This is a genomic window from Microcoleus sp. S1D4, from assembly GCF_036700765.1.
GTDB lineage: Bacteria > Cyanobacteriota > Cyanobacteriia > Cyanobacteriales > Microcoleaceae > Microcoleus.
In genome coordinates this window covers 37,541-60,170 of the sequence record NZ_JAUBPP010000008.1, presented here as the reverse complement: position 1 = coordinate 60,170, position 22,630 = coordinate 37,541, and the positions used below count along the sequence as shown (strand labels likewise).

Sequence of the window (22,630 nt, the reverse complement as noted above, 5' to 3'; positions counted from 1 at the left end):
CCCCACATGACAGGTAGATGAACATAGATTAATGCAGATGATTTCATTCCGAGGAAAGTCAATAAATGCAATTGATCGTCTAATTTTTTATTTCCAATTCCTAATTTATTTTCCCAAATTAGAACTCCTACCAGTTAAATTCGATCGCACTGGAATTTCAATCACAAACTCCGATCCTTCCCCCGGTGTCGAAATACAGCTCAAGCGACCGCCGTGCCGATCGACTACAATCGAGTGAGAAATCGACAGTCCCAAACCCGTCCCCTTGCCCACTGGTTTAGTCGTGAAAAACGGGTCAAACAGCCTCGATCGCACCGAGTCCGGTATCCCCCCGCCGTTGTCGGCAATAGATACCGCTACGAAGCCTGCAGCAGCCGGATAAGTCCGAATCGCGATCGTGCTCGGATGCCGATCGCACTCCTGGAGCGTCCGCCCTTTGTCCCGTTCTTCCAAAGCATCGATCGCATTAATTAAAATATTCATAAATACCTGATTTAACTCGCCCGGAAAACACTCAACTTGCGGCAGTTCCTGGTAATGTTTAATTACCTGAATCGCCGGACGGCTGCTGTGAGATTTTAACCGATTTTGCAAAATCATCAAAGTGCTGTCAATTCCCTCGTGAATGTTGACCGACTTCCCCGCCGACTCGTCCAAGCGGGAAAAGTTACGCAATGATTTGACAATCTCTACAATTCGCTCGGTTCCTACCTGCATCGAAGTAAACAGTTTCGGAAAATCCTCAACAATATAATCTAAATCGATCGCATCAATTTTATCCAAAACTTCCGCCGGAGGATTGGGACAGTATTGCTGGTAAACTTGAATCAATTCCAGCAAATCTAAACTGTAACCGCTAGCCGGACTGATATTGCCGTGAATGAAGCTGACGGGGTTGTTAATTTCGTGAGCAACACCAGCAACTAACTGACCCAAACTCACCATTTTTTCATTTTGAACGAGTTGAGCTTGAGTCGTTTTAAGTTTATTAATTGCTGCTTCCAACTCTAGTGCTTTTAAGCGTTCTCGCGCTTCCGATTCCTGCAAAGCTGACTCGGCTTGTTTGCGATCGGCAATTTCAATTTGTGCTTGCTCGAACAGCGTCGATTGCTGGATCGCGATCGCCAATTGCACGCTAATTTGTTTGAGACACTCCACCTCAATTTCCTGCCAGTGGCGGGGGGCCGCGCACTCGTGGGCAATCAATAGCCCCCACAACTTCTCGCCTTGCAAAATCGGCACTACCAAATTAGCTCGCACCTGAAATTGACTTAACAAATCAATGTGGCACTGCGAAAGACCAGCTTGGTAAATATCATCGATCACTACAGTGCGATTATCTTTGTGAGCAGCATAGCTGGTGGATTTTAAACAAGAATCGTTAATAGTTCTTCCCAGAAGCGGTTGCCAATTCTCGCCTACAGATTCGACAGTTACAAAACCGCTCCAGTCAGGATTAAAGCGATAAATAATTGTCCGGTTTGTATCCAAAAATTGCCGGACTTCAGCCACAGCCTTTGTCAAAATTTCGGCTAAATTTAGAGAAGATCGAATGCGTTCCAGCATCCCTACCACCAAACGTTCTCGCTTTAGTTGCTGGCGCAAAATAGACTCGGCCAGTTTGCGATCGCTAATATCTTCAATCACAGCAAGTCCGTAATTCGGTTCCCCAAACTCATCCCGTACTAAAGATACAGTCACGTTCGCCCAAACCAATGAACCGTCTTTGCGTACAAAGCGTTTCTCAAGTGCATAATTAAAGATTTCCCCAGCTAACAGTTTTTTTGCCATATCGACATCTGCTGCTATCTCTTCCGGGTGCGAAATATCCCAAAGATTTAGGGCTTTCAGTTCCAATACTGAGTACCCGACAGTATTGCAAAAGCCTGGATTTACATTCAAAAAATAACCGTCTGGTCGCACTTTAACAATGCCGACGGCCGCTTGTTCAAATACAGCTCGAAACCGTTTTTCGCTTTCTTGCAAAGCAATTTCTGATTTTTTGCGATCGGTAATATCCATTTCCGTGCCAAACAGCCGCACCACTTGACCAAACTCATTTTTAACAACTCGTCCTTTACCGTTAACGTGCCGGATTTCTCCTGATGGAAAATAGATGCGGTGGTCAATGTCGTAAGCTGTGCCTTCAGTCACTGCCTTTTGCACAACTTGTGTAAACTTTTCTTTGTCATCGGGATGAATTTGCTCTAAAAGTTCTTCCATTGTCGGCGGCTGATTCAATTCTCGACCGTAAATTCTAAATACTTCCGCCGACCAAGTAATAATTTGTGTCTGAATATCGAATTCCCAATTCCCCATGCGGGCAATTTTTTGCGCTGCTTGCAACTGTTCGGCAAGTTGTTGTAGAGATACGATCAACTCTGTTTTTTCAGCTTCAGCCCCAACGCGGGTGCTGATATCTTTGTGAGCGCCTGTCATCCGCAGCGGCCCACCCCATTCGTCATACTCGACCACCTTACCCATCGCCAGAATCCACTGCCAATTTCCCGCTTTGTTGAGCAGCCGAAATTCAACTTCATAGATATCGGTGCGACCTTCAAAACAGGATTTTAAAGATTCCTTTGCCTTCAGCCTGTCTTCGGGATGCAGCAAATTTTCCCAAGCTTCAAGGTTATTGGCAATTTCAGTTTCTGCGTAACCGAGCATTGATTTCCAGTGTGCGTCGAAATAAGTTTCGCCAGTGGCTATATTCCAATCCCACAGCCCCAAAGAGCTGCCGGAAACCGCCAACTGCAATCGCTCTTGACTGAGTTTTAATGCCGATTCGGTGCGTTTTAGTTCTGTGAGGTCAGCAATTATTGCCATCATTCCTATTGGTTTAGTGTCGCTATCTTTAATGCAGTCAGCTCGCAATATAGTTTCTATGATTTCGCCATTTTTAGCCTTGAGTTCAATTTCAGTGTTCCAGGACAAACCTTTCCGCAGTACCCTAAATAACTTTCTCAAATCTTGAGATTTGGCGTACATTACTGCTGGGCCGCCGGCATTATTTAGTTCATCAACTGTATAGCCGTAGCGCTGAATAAATGCTTGATTGTGATAAATTGAACAACCGTTCAAATCTGCGATCGCGATCGCATCGCTAGCGCTGTCTACAGCTTGAGTTACCAAGCACAGAGTCAGTTCGGCGGTTTTGCGATCGGTAATATCAAAAATCGCTCCGTCGAGCCACAAAACTAACCCTTCTCGATCGTAAGTCGGTCTACCTCTTTCCGACATCCACCGCACCGCCCCGTCAGCGCGAACAATCCGGTATTCTAGATTGTACGGCTGTCTCGACTCTACCGCTGCGCTGACTTGTCGATCGACCATTTCCTTGTCTGCCTCGTGGATAATGCTAGCAAAACTCAAGCGGCTGTTGTCAGTAAAATCCGCAGCCGGATAGCCGCTAATTGCCTGAATTTCATCGCTAATAAACACCATTGTCCAATCAGCATCGTACAAAGTGCGGCAGATAGCGCCGGGAATACTCTCAACGAGCGATCGAAATCTGGCTTCCGTTTCCCGCAAAGCTGCTTCTGCCTGTTTAAAATCAGTAATATCCAGTATCATGCCTTCCCAAACAATATCCCCTTCCTGCCCTCTTGCTGTCGGAAAATCCACTCGTTCCGGTCTCGAAACCCCTCGCATCCACTTAACTGTTCCCGAAGGCAAAATCGCACACCATTCCTGCTGCCACGGCTGGATACTTGCCGCTGAAACAGCAATTGATTCGTAAATTTTTGCCCGGTTATCTGGAGGAACACAATTGAAAATAAGTTCGGGATTTAGCTGAATATCTTCTGGTGTCAGTTCATATAAATCGCGGCATCCAGAAGAGATGTAAGGGAAAGACATTTTTCCATCAGTTGAAAGTCGAAATTGATAAATTATTCCCGGCAAATTGGCTGCAAGTTGCTGCAATCTAGCTTCGCTTTCTTGCAGAGCTAATTGTTTGCGCTTATCTTCACTAATATCTCGAATTATCCCCACAAGAATTTTACGGCTGTCGGTATTTTCAAATATCGTTTTTTTAGTAGAAATAATGTGTCCGATACCGCTGCCATCCGTAAATATTTCCTCAGTTTCGTTTTCTTCCTCCGTCCTAAAAACTTGTTCGTCCTTCTCCCAAAAAAACTCAGCTTCTTCTTTTGGGAAAAAGTCGAAATCCGATTTACCTAGCAGTTCTTCGCGCGGCTTGCCCATCAGCTTGCAAAAAGCATCATTTAACAGTATCCAGCGGTGCTGTTCATCTTTGACAAAAATTGGATCTGCAACTGCATCGATTGTATAATTCAAAAAGTTTTTACTAGCTTCCAGTTCCTCTAATGCTAAAACTTTATCCGTAATATCGTTGATAGTTCCTGTCGTCCGCAGCGCCTCCCCCTGCCCCCAAATCAAAAAAACCTGCACTTCCACCCACCGAATATCGCCATTTTTGGTAAGATATCGAATTTGATAGCAACAAGACGTTCCTTGATTTTTGCTCAGGCTTCGGGACAAATTTAAATATTGAAATTGGTCGTCTGGATGAATGTAACTCAAACAGGAATTTCCTAAGCTTTCATCAACGGTAAATCCAGTAATTTCCGTCCAAGCCGGATTCAGAAAAGTCCAATCGCCAGCAATATTTGTTTCAAAAACAACTTCTTTGATATTGTCAACAAGTTGCTGGTATTTTACTTGACTTTTTTGCCATTGTGCTTGCCGTTTTTCGCGGGCGATCGCGCAACGCAGCGTCCGCACCAGCAGCCTGCTGTTTACTTGTTTTTTTACCAAATAATCTTGGGCGCCTGCTGCAATTAACTCGACGGCCATTTCTTCCTCATCGGCCGCTGTCAGAATGACGATCGGAATATTGATCCCGCAATCTTGCAGCCGGAAAAAAGTATTAAATTTTTGGCTGTCAGGAAGTGTGAGGTCTAATAAAATTACATCAAAAATCTCGCAGCTTAAAATTTCTATAGCATCTTGAAGGCGAACTACATTCGTCGTCTCAATCGATCCTCTCAACCCATACTCAGACAGCAATTCTTGAATGAGTTCTGCATCTTCTGCACAGTCTTCTACTAACAGAACTTTCAAAGTAGCAAGCGTTAAAGTTGACTCACAAACAGATTTCATTTTGCTATTTTTTAGTATTTAATAAAAATGTAGCAGCGGATGAAGCTACCTAGCTGATTTTTGGATAATTTGAACCGGACGGTTTAGAGTGCGATGGATGCCTGCTGACTCCAGATTTATTTGTAAAATTGAGTCTATAGCAGCAAATTATATCCTGTCGGGTCAATTATTATAACAAAAACCGTTCGTAGTGTGAACTTTAATCGGCAGTATATTACGAACTCAAGTCCACACTACGAACCTTACTTATTGCGCGACGGGACACTAGATTATTGACTTCGCCCCACACCTAGCGGGCTAAAATCATCATCTTTTTATTGATATTGCAACACTACTCTGTTTTAATTTACAACCTTTGGCAGGGAAATAGCAAGGGTCAAGGCAAAAAAGCGCGGATTGTCGAGAAAGAGTTGCATTTGTGACTGCGAACCTAGGTCAATTACAGTGAATTTACGGAACACGCTAGGAAATTGTCTCGGTTGAATCACTGATAAGTAACGCCCGTTCGTAGTGAGGACTAAAGTTCTCACTACAAACCCGATCAAAAACCTAATTGTGAGCTTAACTCCGGTTATCTAATTGGTCGGTTGAGTTGGCTGCTGTTTGGGCAGCACAACTGTAAATACGCTGCCTTTACCGAGATTAGTGCTAATAGCAATCTCGCCGTTAAACGGTTTTAAAAGTTCAAGGCAAGTATAAAGTCCGAGACCAGTTCCTGTCGGTTCTCCTTCGGTTTTTTCTTCGCCTTTAGGTGGCTTTGATGTGTAAAAAGGGTCAAAGAGTTTTGATAAATCTTCAGGTGCTATACCGCATCCGTTATCTGAAATATCCATGTATATGTTCGAGTCATCTTGCCTGGTCACTATAGTTAGTTCCCGGATTTTCTTTGCCCACATAGCATCCATTGCATTATTGATTAAGTTATAAAAAACTTGAGATATATAGGAATAAATCAAGGGAACGGTGACAATTTCTTCGTCATAAAAATATTTTTTTCTAATCTTATTTTTAAAATACATATTTCCTTCCAATAACTGAATTTCTCGCTGTACTAAATCGTTGATATTCACAGGCTGCAAATCTTGCTTTTGCTCTTCTCTGCTTTTCATCATCAGAGTATCCATGATCTGATTGATTTTTGTGACAGCTTGAAAGGTATACTTTGTATAACTAAAAAAAGAGTCTTCTTGCATTTCTGTGGCTTTTGTTTCAATCAATTCGGCGCTAGTCTGGATTACTTGCAGCGGACTTCTGAAGTTGTGCACCATGCCCTGAGTCAAACGTCCGATGATTGCTGTTTTTTCCTGGTCGATCAATTGCTTGGTTTTTTGTTCGACAAGTCTTTCTAGGTTTTGGTTGAGGTGGGCGAGTTCGAGGTTTTTTTCTTCGAGTTTTTTTTGCAAGCTGCGGATTGTCAGGTGAGTTTCAATGCGGCTCAATACTTCTTCGTGCTGGAAGGGTTTGGTGATGTAGTCAACGGCTCCTGTCTGAAAGCCTCTTACTTTATCGAGGGTGTCGGAAAGGGCGCTCATGAAGATGATGGGAATGTCTCGGGTTGACTGGTCTGCTTTCAAACGCAGGCAAGTTTCAAAACCGTCAATTCCTGGCATCATGATGTCCAAAAGAATTAGGTCGGGATGGATGTATTCGATTTGCTCGATCGCGCTTTCGCCATCTAGAGCCACTAATACTTTATAGCCGTAATTCCTTAACAGCTCGAAAAGTACGTCGAGATTGGTTTGGTTGTCATCTACAATTAGTATGATGCTTCTTGTGGAATTCTGATCTTTCATATTCAACGGAAATCTTCAAATTTTTGATTTGTGAGTTGTCAATGGTGACTTACAATCGGATTCAACTAATGTTCTGCGGCTCTAGAAACCCGGTTGCTTCGTAGATACTTCTATTTGCAACCACCGTTTTAGGGCGATACTGTTCAGTTAACAGTGTTTATTTTCCGCAGATCCCCTAAATCCCCCGGATAGTCGGGGGACTTTGATCGCTTCGGATTCCCCCATTCTTCAAGGGGGCTAGGGGCGATCGGGTTTAATGCAAGCGTATTGCCTGATTGACAATGACGATCGGGGCGCGAGATTTAACTAATTTTAAATTTTCTGTTAACTACCCTCAATGTTAGGACAAATGTTGCTTCAAAAAGTCTCGAATTTGCTTGAGCTGAAATCCTTTAGTAAGTTGCCGCAGGCGATCGACGAAAGGCGCTAATGTCGGATCTGAATGTTCGAGTTTAGCAATTTCCTCCAGAATAGCTTCAATATCGCCCATTGCAGCCAATCTTAACAAGACTAAAATTGACTCTGAGCTAGGAGACACTATTGTTGAGTCAGCAGCAGCAATCTCAGATGATATTTTGGGAGTTTGAGCTTTCCGTTTTTTGGTTCCTGTTCCGTCTTCGTAAATCCATTCTAGTCTCAAATGCAGGCGCAATAATTCTAAAAGCTCGTTAGTTTGAATCGGCTTGGTGAGAAAATCATTGCAACCTGCAAGTATACTCTCTTGCCTCGTAATCTCGTAGACGCTAGCAGATAAAGCAAGGATAACTGCATCTTTTAATTCCGGCAACTGTCGCAGCAGCTTGGTAGCTTCCCAACCGTCCATTACCGGCATCAACAAGTCCATTAAAATTATATCCGGTAGAAATTCCTGTGCTTTTTGCAAGCAGTCTTCGCCGTCTACGGCTTGGGCGATTTCAAAACCCAAACGAGAAAGCATCCTGTTTAGGATGGCGCGATTTACTTCGTTATCGTCCACTATCAGCACTTTCCGCTGGCGGCCGCTAAAACCGACAAGCCGGCGTTTTTCTTGCGGGGCGGGGAGTTGAGAAGACTCGGCGACTGCGGGCAAGTCTAGATCCAACCAAAATATGCTGCCTTTGTCCGAGGTACTTTGAACGTGAATTTTGCTGCCCATCATATTGACTAATTTTTGACTGATGGAAAGCCCCAGTCCGGTACCTTCGACGAAATTGCTACGATCGCCCACTTGATGAAAAGGCAAAAATATTTCTTCTAATTTATCCTGCCCGATGCCCATGCCAGTATCTTCGACTTGAAAGCGAATTTTAGCAACTCGTAATTGCTTTTTATTTGCTGCTAAAATTATCGCTCCGCCCGCTTTTTCTGTTGCCATCGGCGCGGCTAAATTTGTGATTAAATTGTTTTTTTTGGGCGCTAGTTTTGGCTTTAATTTCAATTTTTGGCTGTTAATTTGAGGAGGTTTTTCTACCGAATTTTCTGCATAACCGACTTTGAATGTTACCCCACCGCTGTTAGTAAACTTAACTGCATTGCTGAGCAAATTAATCAAAACTTGGCGCAACCTTTTTTCGTCAGCCAAAATTGTGTCTGGCAGCGCGGATACTTGCTCATAATTAAAGGTTATTCCTTTTTGTTGCGACCGCATCTGGAACAAATCCACAATACTTTTAACAAAACTGGGAAAATGCACGTCTATCGGTGACAGTTCCATTTTACTAGCTTCGATTTTTGAGATGTCTAAAACGTCATTAATCAGCGTTAGCAGATGGTTGCCGCACTGGTGAATGCTGTTGAGACTTTCCTGCTGATCTGCCGTTAAATTGCGATCGGTTTTTAGCAGTTGAATGTATCCTAAAATTCCGTTCAAAGGTGTCCGCAATTCGTGGCTCATGTTGGCGAGAAAGTCGCTTTTAGCGCGATTGGCGGATTCGGCGGATTCGGCGGCTAATTGCAGGGCAGCTTCTGCTTGTTTGCGATCGGCAATTTCGGTTTGTGCTTGTTCAAATAGGGTCGATTGCTGGATCGCGATCGCCAACTGCACCCCCAATTGTTTCAGGCACTCTGCCTCCATTTTTTGCCAGGGACGCGCGCCCTTGCAGTGGTGGGCAATTAACAGCCCCCACAAGTTTTGGCCTTGCAAAATCGGCACTACCAGACTCGCTCTCACCTGCAACCCAGCCAACAAAGTCAAGTAACATTCGGCGATGCCGGCATTGTAAACATCATCTGTGGCTCTAATTCTACCGTCTTGGTAAAGAGAAGCGTAGGTTTCTCCAAAACAAGGGTCATAAATTTCTGTTCCTAGAATTTGTAGGGAATTGTCAGCTACCGACTCCACAGCGATAAACCCGCTCCAATCCGACTTAAATTGGTAAATAACAGTGCGGTCTACTTGCAAAAAATGTCGCACTTCTTCGACAGCGTTGGTGAGAATTTCTTCGAGATTGAGAGAAGAACGAATGCGTTCCATCATGGCTGTTGCCAACTGTTCGCGCTTTAATTGCTGGTGCAAAAGTGCTTCGGCTTCTTTGCGTTGGGTGATATCGGTAATAACTGCAATTAAGCCGATAGAATGGCAATTTTTATCTTTAATAGTGTCGGCTCGCACCAGGGCGGTAACAGCTTCACCGCTCTTAGTTTGCAGCCCAATTTCGCCGCACCAAGAGCGACCTTGGCGAATGTTTTTATAGATTTGTTTGTAAGTTTTAGGCCGGACATAAAGGGCTGCGCGATCGCCGAGAGCGTTGAGTTCTTCTACCCTGTAGCCGTAACGCTGAATGAAGGCTTGATTGTGGTAAAGAGACCGCCCTTTTAAGTCGGCGATGGCGATCGCGTCGCTGGTACTTTCGACGGCTTGAGTGACTTGCAGCAAAGCTAATTCTACTTGTTTGCGATCGCTGATATCCGTCATCGAACCCACCATCCGCAGGGGGTTTCCGGCTTCGTCCCACACTGCTTGAGCGCGGGCTAGCACCCACTTGTAGCTGCCGTCTTTGCACTGCAAGCGGTATTCGGCGGCGTAATTGAGGGTTTGGCGATCGAGATAATCTTGGAGCGCTGCTTGCACTCGCTCGCGATCGTCTGGATGGATGCGATCGATCCATTCGCTGTTGCAACTGTCGATTTCGCCGTCTGCATAACCGATAATTTCTTGCCAGCGGGCAGATCGAAAAGCTTCATCTGTTTGAAGATTCAGATCCCAAATTCCGTCTTGATTGCCTTTAAGAACTAACTGCCACCTTTCTTCACTTTTACGCAATTTTTCTTCAGCTTGTTTGCGCTGAATGTGAGAAGCTAATTGAGTTGCTACCGCCTTGACTAACTCTACTACGCGCGGCTCCATAATCGAGCGAGAACGCTTGCAAAATAGTAAAACTGCCAGCACCTGAGATTTAGTGCGAATCGGCACTCCGAAACAAGCTTTCAATCCGATTGCTGCCGCCATTTGCGATCGGGCAAACAACGAATTATTGACGGCAGAAATATCTTCCATCCATTCTACATTTTGGGTTGACCAAATCCGTCCCGGCACTCCCACTCCGGGGGCGAATCTAATTTTCTTACTTTCGCGGCCGAATTTATCTAAATCGCGATCGCTAGCATACCAAGTTTTGCTGTGTTCCAAAACACTAGCATTAGCCGCAGGTATCCAAGCTTCCGCAAAATCCCAGCCGATCGCATTGCACAACAACCGCAAAATATCCGGGAGGGCGCTGTGAAAATCTGCCGACTGACTAATTGCTTGAGTTGCCGCCAGCAACAGCTTAATTTCATCTTCTGCTTGCTTGCTTTCAGTAATATCAGTTCCCGTGCCGAGAATTTGTTTTAACTTACCCTCTGCTGTTTTAGCAAAAACAGTATCTCGGCTGAGAATCCAGCGCCAAGAACCATCCTGATGCCTGACGCGGTATTCAATTTCAAATATATCCCCTTCAATGCCAGTTTCGACTTGCTGTAAATAATCAGGCATTTTGATAGCATCTTCCGGGTGGATGAAACTTGACAGCATCCACGGCCCGAGCGCCAAAATCTCCTCTACCGTATAGCCGAGAATGTGATAAATAGAAGCATTTGCATAGATATTTTTTTGTTCTATTAAGTCACAAACATACAAAATATTAGGACTTGCCTCAGCAATTCGAGCACCAAACCGCTTGCTATCTTGTAACTCTGCTTCAGCTTTCTTTTTCGCAGCAATATCGCGAACAATGCAAATTATTTCGCCGTCTGGTAGGGCTGTCAGCGAGATTTCTTGAGGGAATTGAGAGCCGTCGCGGCGGCAGCCTACAGCTTCAGTGCTGCAATAACCTTGCCGCGCTAAAGTCGGCATAATTTCCCCCTCAAACCTTGCAAGTTCTGCGCCTGCATAAAACATTTTCCAACTTTTGCCCAACATTTCTTCGAGGGAATTGTAACCGTAGATTTTGAGTTTAGCTGCGTTGGCATAAATCACCTCTCCGCTGGCATTAACAATGCCGATGCCTTCGGAAGCCGCTGCCATTGCTGCGGCTTGTCGCTGGAGTTTTGACTCGAAACGTTTGCGGTTGGTGATGTCGCGGACAATCGCGATAATTTCGTCATCCGTGCAGAAGACAATTCTCGCTTCAAAATGGCACAGTGCATCCTGAATTGGCAGTTGATATTCTAGAACTTGAACCTCCCCTGTATCGAGGGCTTGTTGATTAGCGGACAAGATTTCTTCAGCAAAAGCAGACGGCAATATGTCTTGTGCTTTTTGGCCAATAAATATGTTTGCTGGTACTAGAGTCAGGAGGTCTTTTGCGGGTTTAAAGTCTACCAAAGTACCGTCGGCGCGACAGCGAAAAATCATGTCAGGTATCGCGTTTAAAAGAGCGCGGTTGGTGGCTTCGCTCTTACGTAATTCAGCTTCTGCTTGTTTGCTCAGTGTTACGTCGCGGGCCACTGCATAAATCAAACCTTCTTCGGCAAAGGGCGATGCCGTCCACGACAGCCATTTATAACTACCATCACGGCAAATATAGCGGTTTTCTAAGTTAATGACGGGGTTGCCATTTTTTAGTGTTTCTACCGCGGCTGTAGTTATTGCTAGGTCTTCGGGATGCAAGAATTCTAGAAAAGGTTTGGCTATAAGTTCGGCTATGCTGTAACCTAATAGATTTGACCAAGCAGAGTTTAAGCGTTTGAAATAGCCGTCAAAACCTGCAATGCAAAGTAAATCTAGGGAAATATTAAAGAAGCGATCGCGCTCTTGCTGGGTTTGTTTTAATTCAGTGATATCCATCACCAAACCATCCCAAATGATATCGCCGTTGGCTTGTTTTTCCGGTTTGGCAGCGCCTTGCAGCCATTTCACTCGTTCTCCCACAACTTGCCGCCACTGGTGTTGCCAAGCTTGCTGGGTTGTCGCTGAAGTTGCGATCGAACGCTGCAAGTCTGAGATGTCGTCAGGACAAACTGTTGCAAAAGGCAAATCGGCATTTTTTTCGATTTCTTCGGGTCTTAAGTTGTAGAGCTGAATACTACCAGAAGAAACATAGGGGAAAAATATTTTTCCATCAAGAGATAGCCGAAATTGATAAATCATTCCCGGCACGTTGGCTGCCATTTTTTGAAATCGAGCTTCGCTTTTCTGCAGCGCTATTTGCTGGCGCTTGTACTCGGTCACATCTCGCATTGTTCCGACCAACATCTTAGTACCGTTGGCTTTCTTGAAAACTGTCTTTTTTGTAGATATAATCCGCTTTTTGCCTGCGGAATCAGTAAAGATTTCTTCTGTTTCTTGAGGCTGGCTTCTTTTGAAAACTTCCAGGTCTTGCTGTTCAAAAAAATCTGCTTGTGCTGCGGGTAAAAACTCGTATCCAGATTTCCCAATCAGTTCCGATCGCCTTTTGCCCATCAACTCGCAAAAAGCGTCGTTTAATACAACCCACTTGTGCTGCTCATCTTTGACAAAAATTGGATCGGGAGTAGCATCGATCGTGTGATTCAAAAACTCTTTTGATGCTTTTAATTCATCTTCGTAGCGGTAGCGATCGCTCACGTCCAAAATTATTTTAATCATCCGGTCGATCGAGCCGTCTCTGCCGCGAATACAGCGCAAAGAAACTCTCGTATAAACAGTGTTTCCGTCTTTTTTCCGCCACCTTTTATCTAAAACATAGCCTTCGCTCTCCCCTGCCAAAATTTTATTTAACTGCTCTAAACTTGCCTGCAAATCTTCAGGAAAACTCCAACTTTCCCAATTTCCCTGCAGAAGTTCTTCGCGGTTGTATCCCAGTAAATTGCACAAAGCATCGTTAACTTCCAACCACTCGCATTTTCCGACTAAATCGGGGGAAATTGGAGGAGCAATAATTGCAATTCCGACGAGGGAATTTTCGACTACCGAGCGATATTTTTCTTCACTTTTTTGCAAAGCTTCTTGGTTGTGCTGCCGCTCGACTGCGTAGCGGAGCGATCGCATTAATAATTCGCTGTCAATTTTTCGCTTGACTAAATAATCCTGAGCTCCTGCTTGAATTGACTTCACGGCTAGTTCTTCATCGTTGCGGGCAGTCAATACGACGATCGGAGTATTGAGGCTGTATTCTTGTATCTTGACAATTGTACTCAAGTCTTGGCTGTCTGGCAGGGAAAGGTCTAGTAAAATCACATCAAAATGTTCGCCGCTCAAAAGTTGCTGCGCTGTGCTGAGACGGTCTGTACAGCTTACAGAAAGCCTTTGCGCTTCTGGTCTCCTGACGTTTCTTTCTAATAATAATTCTTCGATCAGCTCGGCTTCGGCTTGATTATCTTCGACCAAGAGAACTTTAAAGCCGTTTTTCTTTCCGGTTGAGTTCAAAACTGATATCATATACCTTGTTTTTTGTCATAAGGCAGTCGAGCTAACTATTATAGCATATAAATAATTGAATACCCCAAAATACCGCTGCTCAAAGTTAAAAACCTGCGGGTTTAACAACTACAGCCTTTGGAAGGTAATATGAGTTACGGCTCGTAGGAAAAAAGGTAATTGAGCATGAAAAAAAAGCTCGCAGTTAACATTTTTTATTAGCAGTAACCCATTACAAAGGTTATACAATAGAATTGAGTGGCATAAATATTCGATCGCTCTGTTAACCGCAAATTTCCCAAGTTACGACACAGATAGAGGCAGATAATTCAATAATTGAAAGCCATTGAGGGCAACTCAAATCTAATACTATAGAACGAGTGTTTGCGCTCCGATGAGGTTAAGCCAATCAGGAATCAAACTTTTGTGTTGCGGTTTTGAGAAGTTCGGTTTTTTCAATAAACAAACCTGCTTGGTGTTGTGTTTTTTGGGCGATCGCCCCCAGCAACAAATTCTTTTTTGCCCGTAGATTCGGCTACCAACACAATCCCAGCCCTGTCCCCGCACAGCGCGGTCAGTGCAAAAAAACCGTGGCAACTATCTTAGATATTCATCTGTTCGCCAGTTTTTTTTTATAATAGCTTACATAAAATCCCCACAGCCATTTCTTAACTTTTTGCAATGAAAATTTTTTCTACCAGTCTTGCTATTTATAAAAAAAAGTGATAATATTGAAATATAGGAAATCAAAAACTCTGCTGGATACAGCCTAGGAAAAAACTCGATAAACTTCGCCCAAAAATACCTTAAAAAGTTGACAGCTTTTTGTTGACTGTCTTTCGCCCCAGCCCAAAAGCGATACACAACTTGAAGGCGGAACTCGCGATCGATCCAAAAGTTGAGACGATAGTTTAAGCTTGCGGATTCAAATGATGTCAACAGTCAACAGTTAACAGTCAACAGTCAACGGTCAACAGTCAACAGTGAATTTACTATTTCGATGAAGAGAGGATTTGATATAAACCACAGATGAAAGGCGAATCAACACAGATCCAGGCTATTTCAGATTATTGGTGAATGAATGGAAGAGGTACAATCTCAAATCTCATATAGCGGTTCTTAAAACAGTGAGGTATGCCCTAGGCCAGATAGTACCTCATAGGAGAGCTTGACAGGCTATATCAACTGACAGAACAGAAATGAAGTTGAGAGGAAAAAACTCATGCTAGAAAAATTAGCAAGTCAACAACAACTTTTAATTCCCAAAGAAAAAGCCTTAGTATTGTGGTTTGATGAAGTCGGGATCGCCGACATCCCATTAGTAGGCGGTAAAAATGCTTCTTTGGGCGAAATGATCCAACAGCTAAAACCCAAAGGAGTCAGCGTCCCCAACGGATTTGCAACTACAGCATACGCTTACCGTTACTTCATCTCTGCGGGGGGTTTAGAAGCAAAATTGCGCGAAATATTTGCTGATTTAGACGTAGAAAACCTGCACAACCTACAACAAAAAGGCAAGGAAGCGCGCGGATTGATTCTGAGTACACCATTTCCAGAAGAACTGCAAGCGGCGATCGCCGATGCTTACGAAAAATTGTGCGATCGCTACGGCGAGGGCACCGACGTAGCAGTACGTTCCTCCGCCACCGCCGAAGACTTACCAGACGCGAGTTTCGCCGGACAGCAAGAAACCTACCTCAACGTTCACGGCTGCACCGGCGTGCTCGAATGCTGCCACAAATGCTTCGCCTCCACCTTCACCGACAGAGCAATTTCCTACCGCCAACTCCGAGGTTTCGACCACTTAGAAGTCGCTTTATCCGTCGGCGTGCAAAAAATGGTGCGATCGGACTTAGCATCCTCCGGCGTCATGTTCAGCATCGACACCGAAACCGGCTTCAAAAATGCCGTATTAGTTACCGCCGCCTACGGATTAGGAGAAAACATCGTTCAAGGAGCCGTAAACCCCGACGAATACCTAGTTTTTAAACCCACATTAAAACAAGGTTTCCGCCCAATTCTCGACAAACTGCTCGGTACAAAAGACATCAAAATGGTGTACGATCTTGGCGGTTCAAAATACACCAAAAACGTCTCAGTATCGCCAAAAGAACGCGGTAAATACGCCATTAACGATGACGAAATTCTGCAACTAGCACGTTGGGCAATACAGATCGAAGAACACTATTCCCAAGTGCGGGGAACCTACACGCCGATGGATATCGAGTGGGCAAAAGACGGCAATACAGGCGAACTTTTTGTCGTCCAAGCGCGACCGGAAACAGTACAATCACAAAAATCCGCCACAGTTTTGCGGAACTACAAATTGCACGGTTCCAGCACAGTTTTGACAACGGGACGCGCCGTGGGCGAAGCGATCGGACAAGGCAAAGCCCATATCATTTTAGACTCTCACAAAATCGCCGAATTTGAAGCTGGAGAAGTTCTTGTCACCAACAAAACTGACCCGGATTGGGAACCGATTATGAAAAAAGCCAGCGCCATCGTCACCAATTCCGGCGGCCGCACTTGCCACGCTGCCATCATTGCCCGAGAAATGGGAATTCCCGCAATTGTCGGCACCGGCGACGCTACGACAGTCTTGCAAAACAATCAAGAAATTACTGTTTGTTGTGCCGAAGGAGACGAAGGCAAAGTTTATTCGGGTTTATTGGAGTTTGAAATACAAGAAAGTGCGATCGACAATTTGCCCCGCACCCGCACTCAAATTTTAATGAATGTCGGCAACCCAGAAGAAGCTTTTAGTTTGTCAGCAATTCCTTGCAACGGCGTAGGCTTAGCGCGGCTGGAATTCATCATCGCCAACCACATCAAAACGCACCCCCTAGCACTGATTCACTTTGACGAATTGACCGACGAATCAGTCAAGCGTCGAATTGGCAAACTCACAGCACTTTACGAACACAAACCAGATTTTTTTACCGACAAATTAGCCTGCGGAATTGCCACCATCGCCGCCGCATTTTATCCCAATCCTGTCATCGTGCGGATGAGCGATTTCAAGAGCAACGAATATGCTAATCTTTTGGGAGGGCGGCAGTTTGAACCCAAAGAAGAAAACCCGATGATCGGGTGGCGCGGCGCTTCTCGCTATTACGACCCGAATTACCGCGAAGCTTACGCTTTGGAATGCAAAGCATTGAAGCGAGTTCGCGACGAAATGGGCTTGACAAATGTGATTCCGATGATTCCGTTTTGTCGCACGCCGGAGGAAGGTCGAAAAGTCTTAGCTGAGATGGCCAAACACGGTTTAGTCAAGGGTGAAAACGGCTTGCAAGTTTATGTGATGTGCGAATTGCCTAGCAATGTCATATTTGCTGATGAATTTGCCCAAGTTTTTGACGGATTCTCGATCGGCTCTAACGATCTAACTCAGCTAACATTAGGATTAGACCGAGATTCTGCTTTAGTCGCCCACATTTTTGATGAACGTAATGAAGCTGTGAAGCGGATGATAGAAATTGCCATTAAAGCGGCGAAAAAGTACGATCGCAAGATTGGAATTTGCGGTCAAGCACCAAGCGATTATCCTGAGTTTGCTCGATTCTTGGTGGAGTTGGGAATTGATTCGATTAGTTTGAATCCCGATTCGGTTTTAAAGACTTTGTTGGATGTTGCGAAGGTGGAGGCTTCTAGTACATTGATGGATTTAGCGGCGGATGTTGCTAAGGTTTAACCGTTTTGGTTTTTGAGAGGAACCGGATTTTTTCCAACCGTTCGTAGTGAGGATTTTAGTCCTCTGATTTAAAGAGGATTGAAGTCCGAACGAGCGAACCTATTACGGGCTTGTCTGTTTTTGAACTAAACCCGGTTTCTCCTGTCTAGTTTGGTAAAATAACCGCTCTCCCGCGAGTAGCAGCCAGCAAACGGCTAACGTACCGGCAAGTTTGAAACTTGGCCGGGAACTTTTATGATTTAAAACCGTCTTTCGGCGGATAATTTTCTGTTGTCGATCGCCTAAATTAAAGAAAATATTCCCCATACAAGTTGACTAAATGTACTAACTGCTATCCTGATTATTTTCATAGGTTTAGCTCCGTCGCTGCTGTCTTTGTGGGTGATGCGATCGGCCCCAAGCCCAAGATAAAATTGCAGCGGCCGGGCTGGCGGTAGCAAACATACTGGCGCGAAATCAACTAGCAACGGTCGATCGCACTTACGTAGAAGACCTTGGTTATGCGATCGGCGAGATCGCGAGTACAACGCCCGCTCTCATTAGATCCGTTGTGCAGTCAACCCTTCAGGGCCATGTCTTGATTGTTGCTACTACCGAGCCAGAACTCTTGACGTTCGCGGTGAAAAGATATAGCTTGTAATAGGGCTACTATCTACGTAAATTTGCTGATGCAGTAATTGATAAGTTAGTATGTACTTAAGTGTAAGGATTGTTGTTGGATCTTTTTCAGCACAAGCCGTGCCAAAACTCAGCAATTAAAAATTAATCGAGCAGTATTGCTTGGTTACAGTTGCTATAAGTGGCAGACTGCGATGCGGTGCTTTTCTAGTTGAGGACTTGCACGCAAAAACCAGGTTTAGAGAATAAATCTGAGTTTGGTGGCGAAAAATCTAGGAATCAAGTTAGTTCCTAGTCTCCTAGACGCCCTCCTGCAGTTGAAAAAATGAGCGAATAAAAATCGTCAGTAGCTGACGAACACATCTGCAACTCGATTTCTGCAAAACATCATGAAAAATTGTGTACAAACAATTGTCCCGACCATTAACCTCAAACATAAACTCGCTAGAAGACTATAAGTTGACAGTTTGAGTGAGAAGTTTCTTGCTAGCTGTACCAATCTGTTTTTGTGCAAATAAACGCAGTCTCAAACCAGAATTGTTGTCTCCAGACTGCAACTCATAAATTTTTAAGACACCTCGTCGCTACAGGGTATGTATGTTTCAGTTTAATCGCAGGTTTTGGATGCTGCCGGTCTAATTATGTCCCGGCCGCTTTCTAGCAATCCCATCCTTAATTAATCTCTTTGGGCGATTGCGAAGGGGGCTAGCGCACCAAAACCCAAGAAACCGGGTTTTTTACCGGGAGTGAGGGCTGCAAGGAACTCTTTTTGTCTGTCAAGCCCGGTTTCTTAGTTCAGAAATAGTGAAATTTCTCTACCCGTAAACTGCATTGGACGATCGACAGAAACCTCATAAAATAAATTTTTGAGAATTCTTGTTATTGTCCGTTGCCGGATGTAAAAAAAATGCGGGTATAAAAATACACTCTATCGCAAAAATCGAATGCGAAATATCTCCCAATAGATAGATTAGTGGAATTTAATTTCCCTATCTTCAGCGGTTGCGCTGACTATATTTGCAATGCTATCAAAGAGCGAGATAGCACAGCTTTGTGCTGAGTAAAATAAGCCTCTTGCTCTCGATTACATTCAAGCTGCAGAGCTGATAACTCTGCAATCCAAGCTTTTTTTTCCGATATCGCTATTATCTTGAAACTGGCATCTTACGGCAATTATTACTCAGGGAATTCTACCATGCAAAGCATCTGCAACAAACCAATTTTTACAACCCAAAAAGTAAGCAATACCACCGCAAGCATTACTAACAAAACATCCCGAATAACAGTAACTCATCCCGCTCAAAAAATACAACAAGTAAATGGAGACTGGTGTCTGTATTCTTCACAAAACGATGAGAGCGCGGGAATTGGGAACTCCCAAACAGAATTTTTGCCAGCAACAAAATCGCCGATCTCCCGGAGTGTAAAAAATGTGCTGTTCCTCGATGCCAGAGTAGAGCAATACGACAGCTTGGCAAGCGGAGCAACAGCAGGTACAGAAGTATTTATACTCGACTCGCAGCGGGATGGAGTCGAGCAAATTACTACAATTCTGGCTAGTTGTAGCAATTTAGACAGCCTGCAAATAATTTCTCACGGTCGAGAAGCAGCAGTGCAACTAGGGTCGATCGCCCTGAGCAGCGACAACATAGAAACCTACAGCCATTTGTTGCAGCAGTGGGGAAAAAGCCTCAGCGAGAGAGGAGCTATCTTGTTGTGCGGGTGTAGTGTCGCAGCCGGAGAAAGCGGCCGGGCCTTCGTGCGGTGGCTGAAGGCAATTAGTGGTGCAGATATTGCAGCCTCCGACAACTTGACGGGGAGTGCGGCACTAGGCGGCGACTGGAAATTAGAATTTGCGACAGGGGAAATCGAGGCGAGTATCGCCATTGAAAAAGTAGCGCTCGAAGCATACAGCTACACCCTAGGCACATTAGTTAACGAAACTTTCAAGAACGCCACAGTTAGGGGGCCTTGGATTTACGGGGGAACACGCGGTGCGCTGTTCAATCCGGCTGGGGGACCAGCATCTTCTCAAGATATCCCCGGCATTACCGGAGGGACTGTATCCGGCATACTTCCGGCGGTCGGAGGCAGTGTTCCAGGCGATGGCGCCCTGCGATTAACTCCAGCAGTAAACAACCGGGAAGCCTTCGTCATCTACAACAACCCCATTCCTTCAACCGACGGTATCAGAGTTAAGTTTGATTTTTATTCCTACGGTTCAAGCGAGCAATTTCAGTCTCCGCAACCCTTTATTAGTCCTCAGCCAGGAGACGGGCTGGGTTTCTTCTTGATTGATGGCACTGTTAGCCCAACCAGGACTGGGGGTTATGGCGGTTCTCTGGCTTATGCTCCACGAACGGGTACACCCGGTATTGACGGAGGTTATTTAGGCATTGGGCTTGACGAGTTTGGCAATTTTTCAACATCCACAGAAGGGCGCTCTGGCCCGGAGCCTCCTTCGATTCCCGGCTCCTCTATTGGTTCTTTCAGACCTGATTCAGTAACTATTAGAGGAAATCAAGCAAATAGTTATTCGTTTTTAACAAATGCGATCGTTCCCTTCGGCATCGATAACATTCCTACGAGCATTGACTTTAGTGGCCCTGTTGCCGGCAGTAGTTTTAATTTCAGCAATACGTTCACGAGCGATCGCAATGCAGCCAGAAGAGCCGTTCAAGTTACCCTAAATCCATCTAACGACAAGGTGGAACCCAATCGCCTCACCGTTGCCTTCGATAGGAATTTTGACGGCACCTACGAAACTACAGTGATCGACATCCCCAACTTGGCAACCAAAAACGGCCCAGTACCGCCAATTTTCAAATTTGGTTTTGGCAGTTCCACAGGAGGTGCCAACAACATTCACGAACTTCAAAACCTGGTAGTCGAGACGGTAAATCCTCCGACTATCTCGGCTGACGTGAGCACGATCAAGACCGGCCCTGCGTTCATCAAGCCAGGGGGCAGCATTACCTACACGATTACAACGGTCAACAAAGGGCCAGCACCGGCTAGAAACGTCAAGATTCAAGACGAAATACCTTTTGAACTGCTCATTCCCCCCGGAAACCCGCCAATTCTCAATCTCTCGGATAATGGCACTTACCAGAACCAAACGAAGTCTGTCACCTGGCCTGTAGTTCCCGTTCTCAATCCGGGCGAGACTCTCACTTACAGCGTGACAGTTAATGTGCGGTCTGATTTACCTGTCGGTACCACTTTTTCTAACATTGCATTCAGCAATAGCTCGACTTTCGACCCTGACCTCAGCAACAACAGCGCTATATTCCCGCCGGGACAAGTCGATGGGCCTGGTGTAGTCTTTACCACAATTGTCAATACAGTCGCGGATGTAGTCACTACCAAGAGCGGCAATCTGACTGCAGCAGCCGGGTCAACCGTCACCTACACGCTGAACACGACTAATAGGGGGCCCGACCCAGCGATCGACGTGACCATCACTGACAGCATTATTCCGGGTTTAACAGGAGTCAGCTTTTCCAACGGCGGGAGCTATGACGCACAAACCGGCATTGTCTCCTTTCCACCGGTGGCGACGCTGGCAAACGGGGCGACTGAGCCCCGCACCGTCAGTTTCGTTGCGCCAGCCACGCTTAACACCATCAGCAACACGGCTCGGAGCCGCTCGAGGACTTATGACCCGATCGCCAGTAACAACAACGGCTCCACCACCAACAAAGAGGGAACTCCCACTAACTCTAGTGTTACGACAACTATTACGCCCAACGCCGATCTGGCAACCACCAAAACCGGCTCTACCACTGCTGTCCCCGGCAGCTCGGTCAGCTACAGCATCGCCACACTCAACAACGGCCCCAGTCCGGCACAAGCTGTAACCATCACTGACAGCATCGTTCCCGGATTAACGGGAGTCACGGCATCTAACGACGGCACTTACGATGCAGTGACAGGCATTGTCACCTTCCCACCCGTGGCGATCGCCAACGGTGAGACAGTCAACCGGACGATCGGCTTCACAGTACCCCTGACGGCAACTTCCATCAGCAACACCGCCAGAAGTAGCTCGATCACTCCCGACTTGACTCCCAACAACAACAACGGTACCGACCCCAGTGCTACCGTGTCCACCAGCGTCAGTCCTGGGGCCGATATTGTCACCCAAAAGACTGCTCCGGCAACCATCAAGGCGGGCGATACGCTGATTTATACAATTACTACTAGCAACAACGGCCCTAGTACCGCGACCAACCTAGTCATCACCGACAGCCTGATTCCCGGCTTAAAAAATGTCACGGTGTCCGACGGCGGAACCTACAACGAAACCACAGGGACGATCGATTTCCCGATCCCGACTTTAGCCAGCGGCAGCAGCCAGAGCCGCACGATCAGATTTGTACCGCCACCGACGCTGACAAGCATCCTCAACGTGGTTTCGAGTACATCGGACACTTTTGACCCCGACCTGACAAACAACAACGGCTCGGTCATCGCAGCGCCCGGTGAGCCGGGGGGACAAGTCATTACGACCATTGGTGCAGTCGCCGATATTGTCACCCAAAAGACTGCTCCGGCAACCATCAAGGCGGGCGATACGCTGATTTATACAATTACTACTAG

The 22,630-nt window shown here is 45.5% G+C and carries 6 protein-coding genes; 3 read left to right on the top strand and 3 right to left on the bottom strand.

Going from position 1 to position 22,630, the window contains the following annotated elements:
* Positions 1-105 precede the first annotated feature (105 nt).
* The 3 genes from QT998_RS10630 to QT998_RS10620 form a co-directional block, all read right to left on the bottom strand.
* Positions 106-5,124 carry a PAS domain S-box protein gene (locus tag QT998_RS10630; RefSeq protein ID WP_333114535.1) on the bottom strand — a complete coding sequence of 1,673 codons (5,019 nt, stop codon included), beginning with the start codon at positions 5,122-5,124 and terminating at the stop codon, positions 106-108.
* A 575-nt stretch (positions 5,125-5,699) separates the two neighbouring features.
* Positions 5,700-6,917, bottom strand: a complete 1,218-nt coding sequence (locus QT998_RS10625) for a hybrid sensor histidine kinase/response regulator (protein WP_333114533.1) — start codon at positions 6,915-6,917, stop codon at positions 5,700-5,702.
* A 340-nt stretch (positions 6,918-7,257) separates the two neighbouring features.
* Positions 7,258-13,734 (bottom strand): PAS domain S-box protein, encoded by a 6,477-nt coding sequence (locus tag QT998_RS10620; RefSeq protein ID WP_333114531.1) that lies wholly within the window; start codon positions 13,732-13,734, stop codon positions 7,258-7,260.
* 1,201 nt (positions 13,735-14,935) lie between these two features.
* Here QT998_RS10620 and ppsA point away from each other — a divergent pair.
* From ppsA to QT998_RS10605, 3 genes are all read left to right on the top strand, one after another.
* A complete protein-coding gene (gene ppsA, locus QT998_RS10615) occupies positions 14,936-17,410 on the top strand; it encodes a phosphoenolpyruvate synthase (protein ID WP_333114528.1) in 2,475 nt (824 codons plus the stop codon).
* A gap of 543 nt (positions 17,411-17,953) precedes the next feature.
* The gene (locus tag QT998_RS10610) at positions 17,954-18,043 is read left to right on the top strand and encodes a DUF6464 family protein (protein ID WP_333114679.1); all 90 of its coding nucleotides are present in this window, start codon (positions 17,954-17,956) and stop codon (positions 18,041-18,043) included.
* A 1,180-nt stretch (positions 18,044-19,223) separates the two neighbouring features.
* The coding region (locus QT998_RS10605) for a DUF4347 domain-containing protein (protein ID WP_333114525.1) at positions 19,224-22,630 on the top strand (3,407 nt) is incomplete at its 3' end.

Coding starts and splice junctions, on each gene's coding strand:
- ppsA (WP_333114528.1), top strand. CDS start 14,936: ATGCTAGAAAAATTAGCAAGTCAACAACAACTTTTAATTCCCAAAGAA.
- QT998_RS10620 (WP_333114531.1), bottom strand. CDS start 13,734: ATGATATCAGTTTTGAACTCAACCGGAAAGAAAAACGGCTTTAAAGTT.
- QT998_RS10625 (WP_333114533.1), bottom strand. CDS start 6,917: ATGAAAGATCAGAATTCCACAAGAAGCATCATACTAATTGTAGATGAC.
- QT998_RS10630 (WP_333114535.1), bottom strand. CDS start 5,124: ATGAAATCTGTTTGTGAGTCAACTTTAACGCTTGCTACTTTGAAAGTT.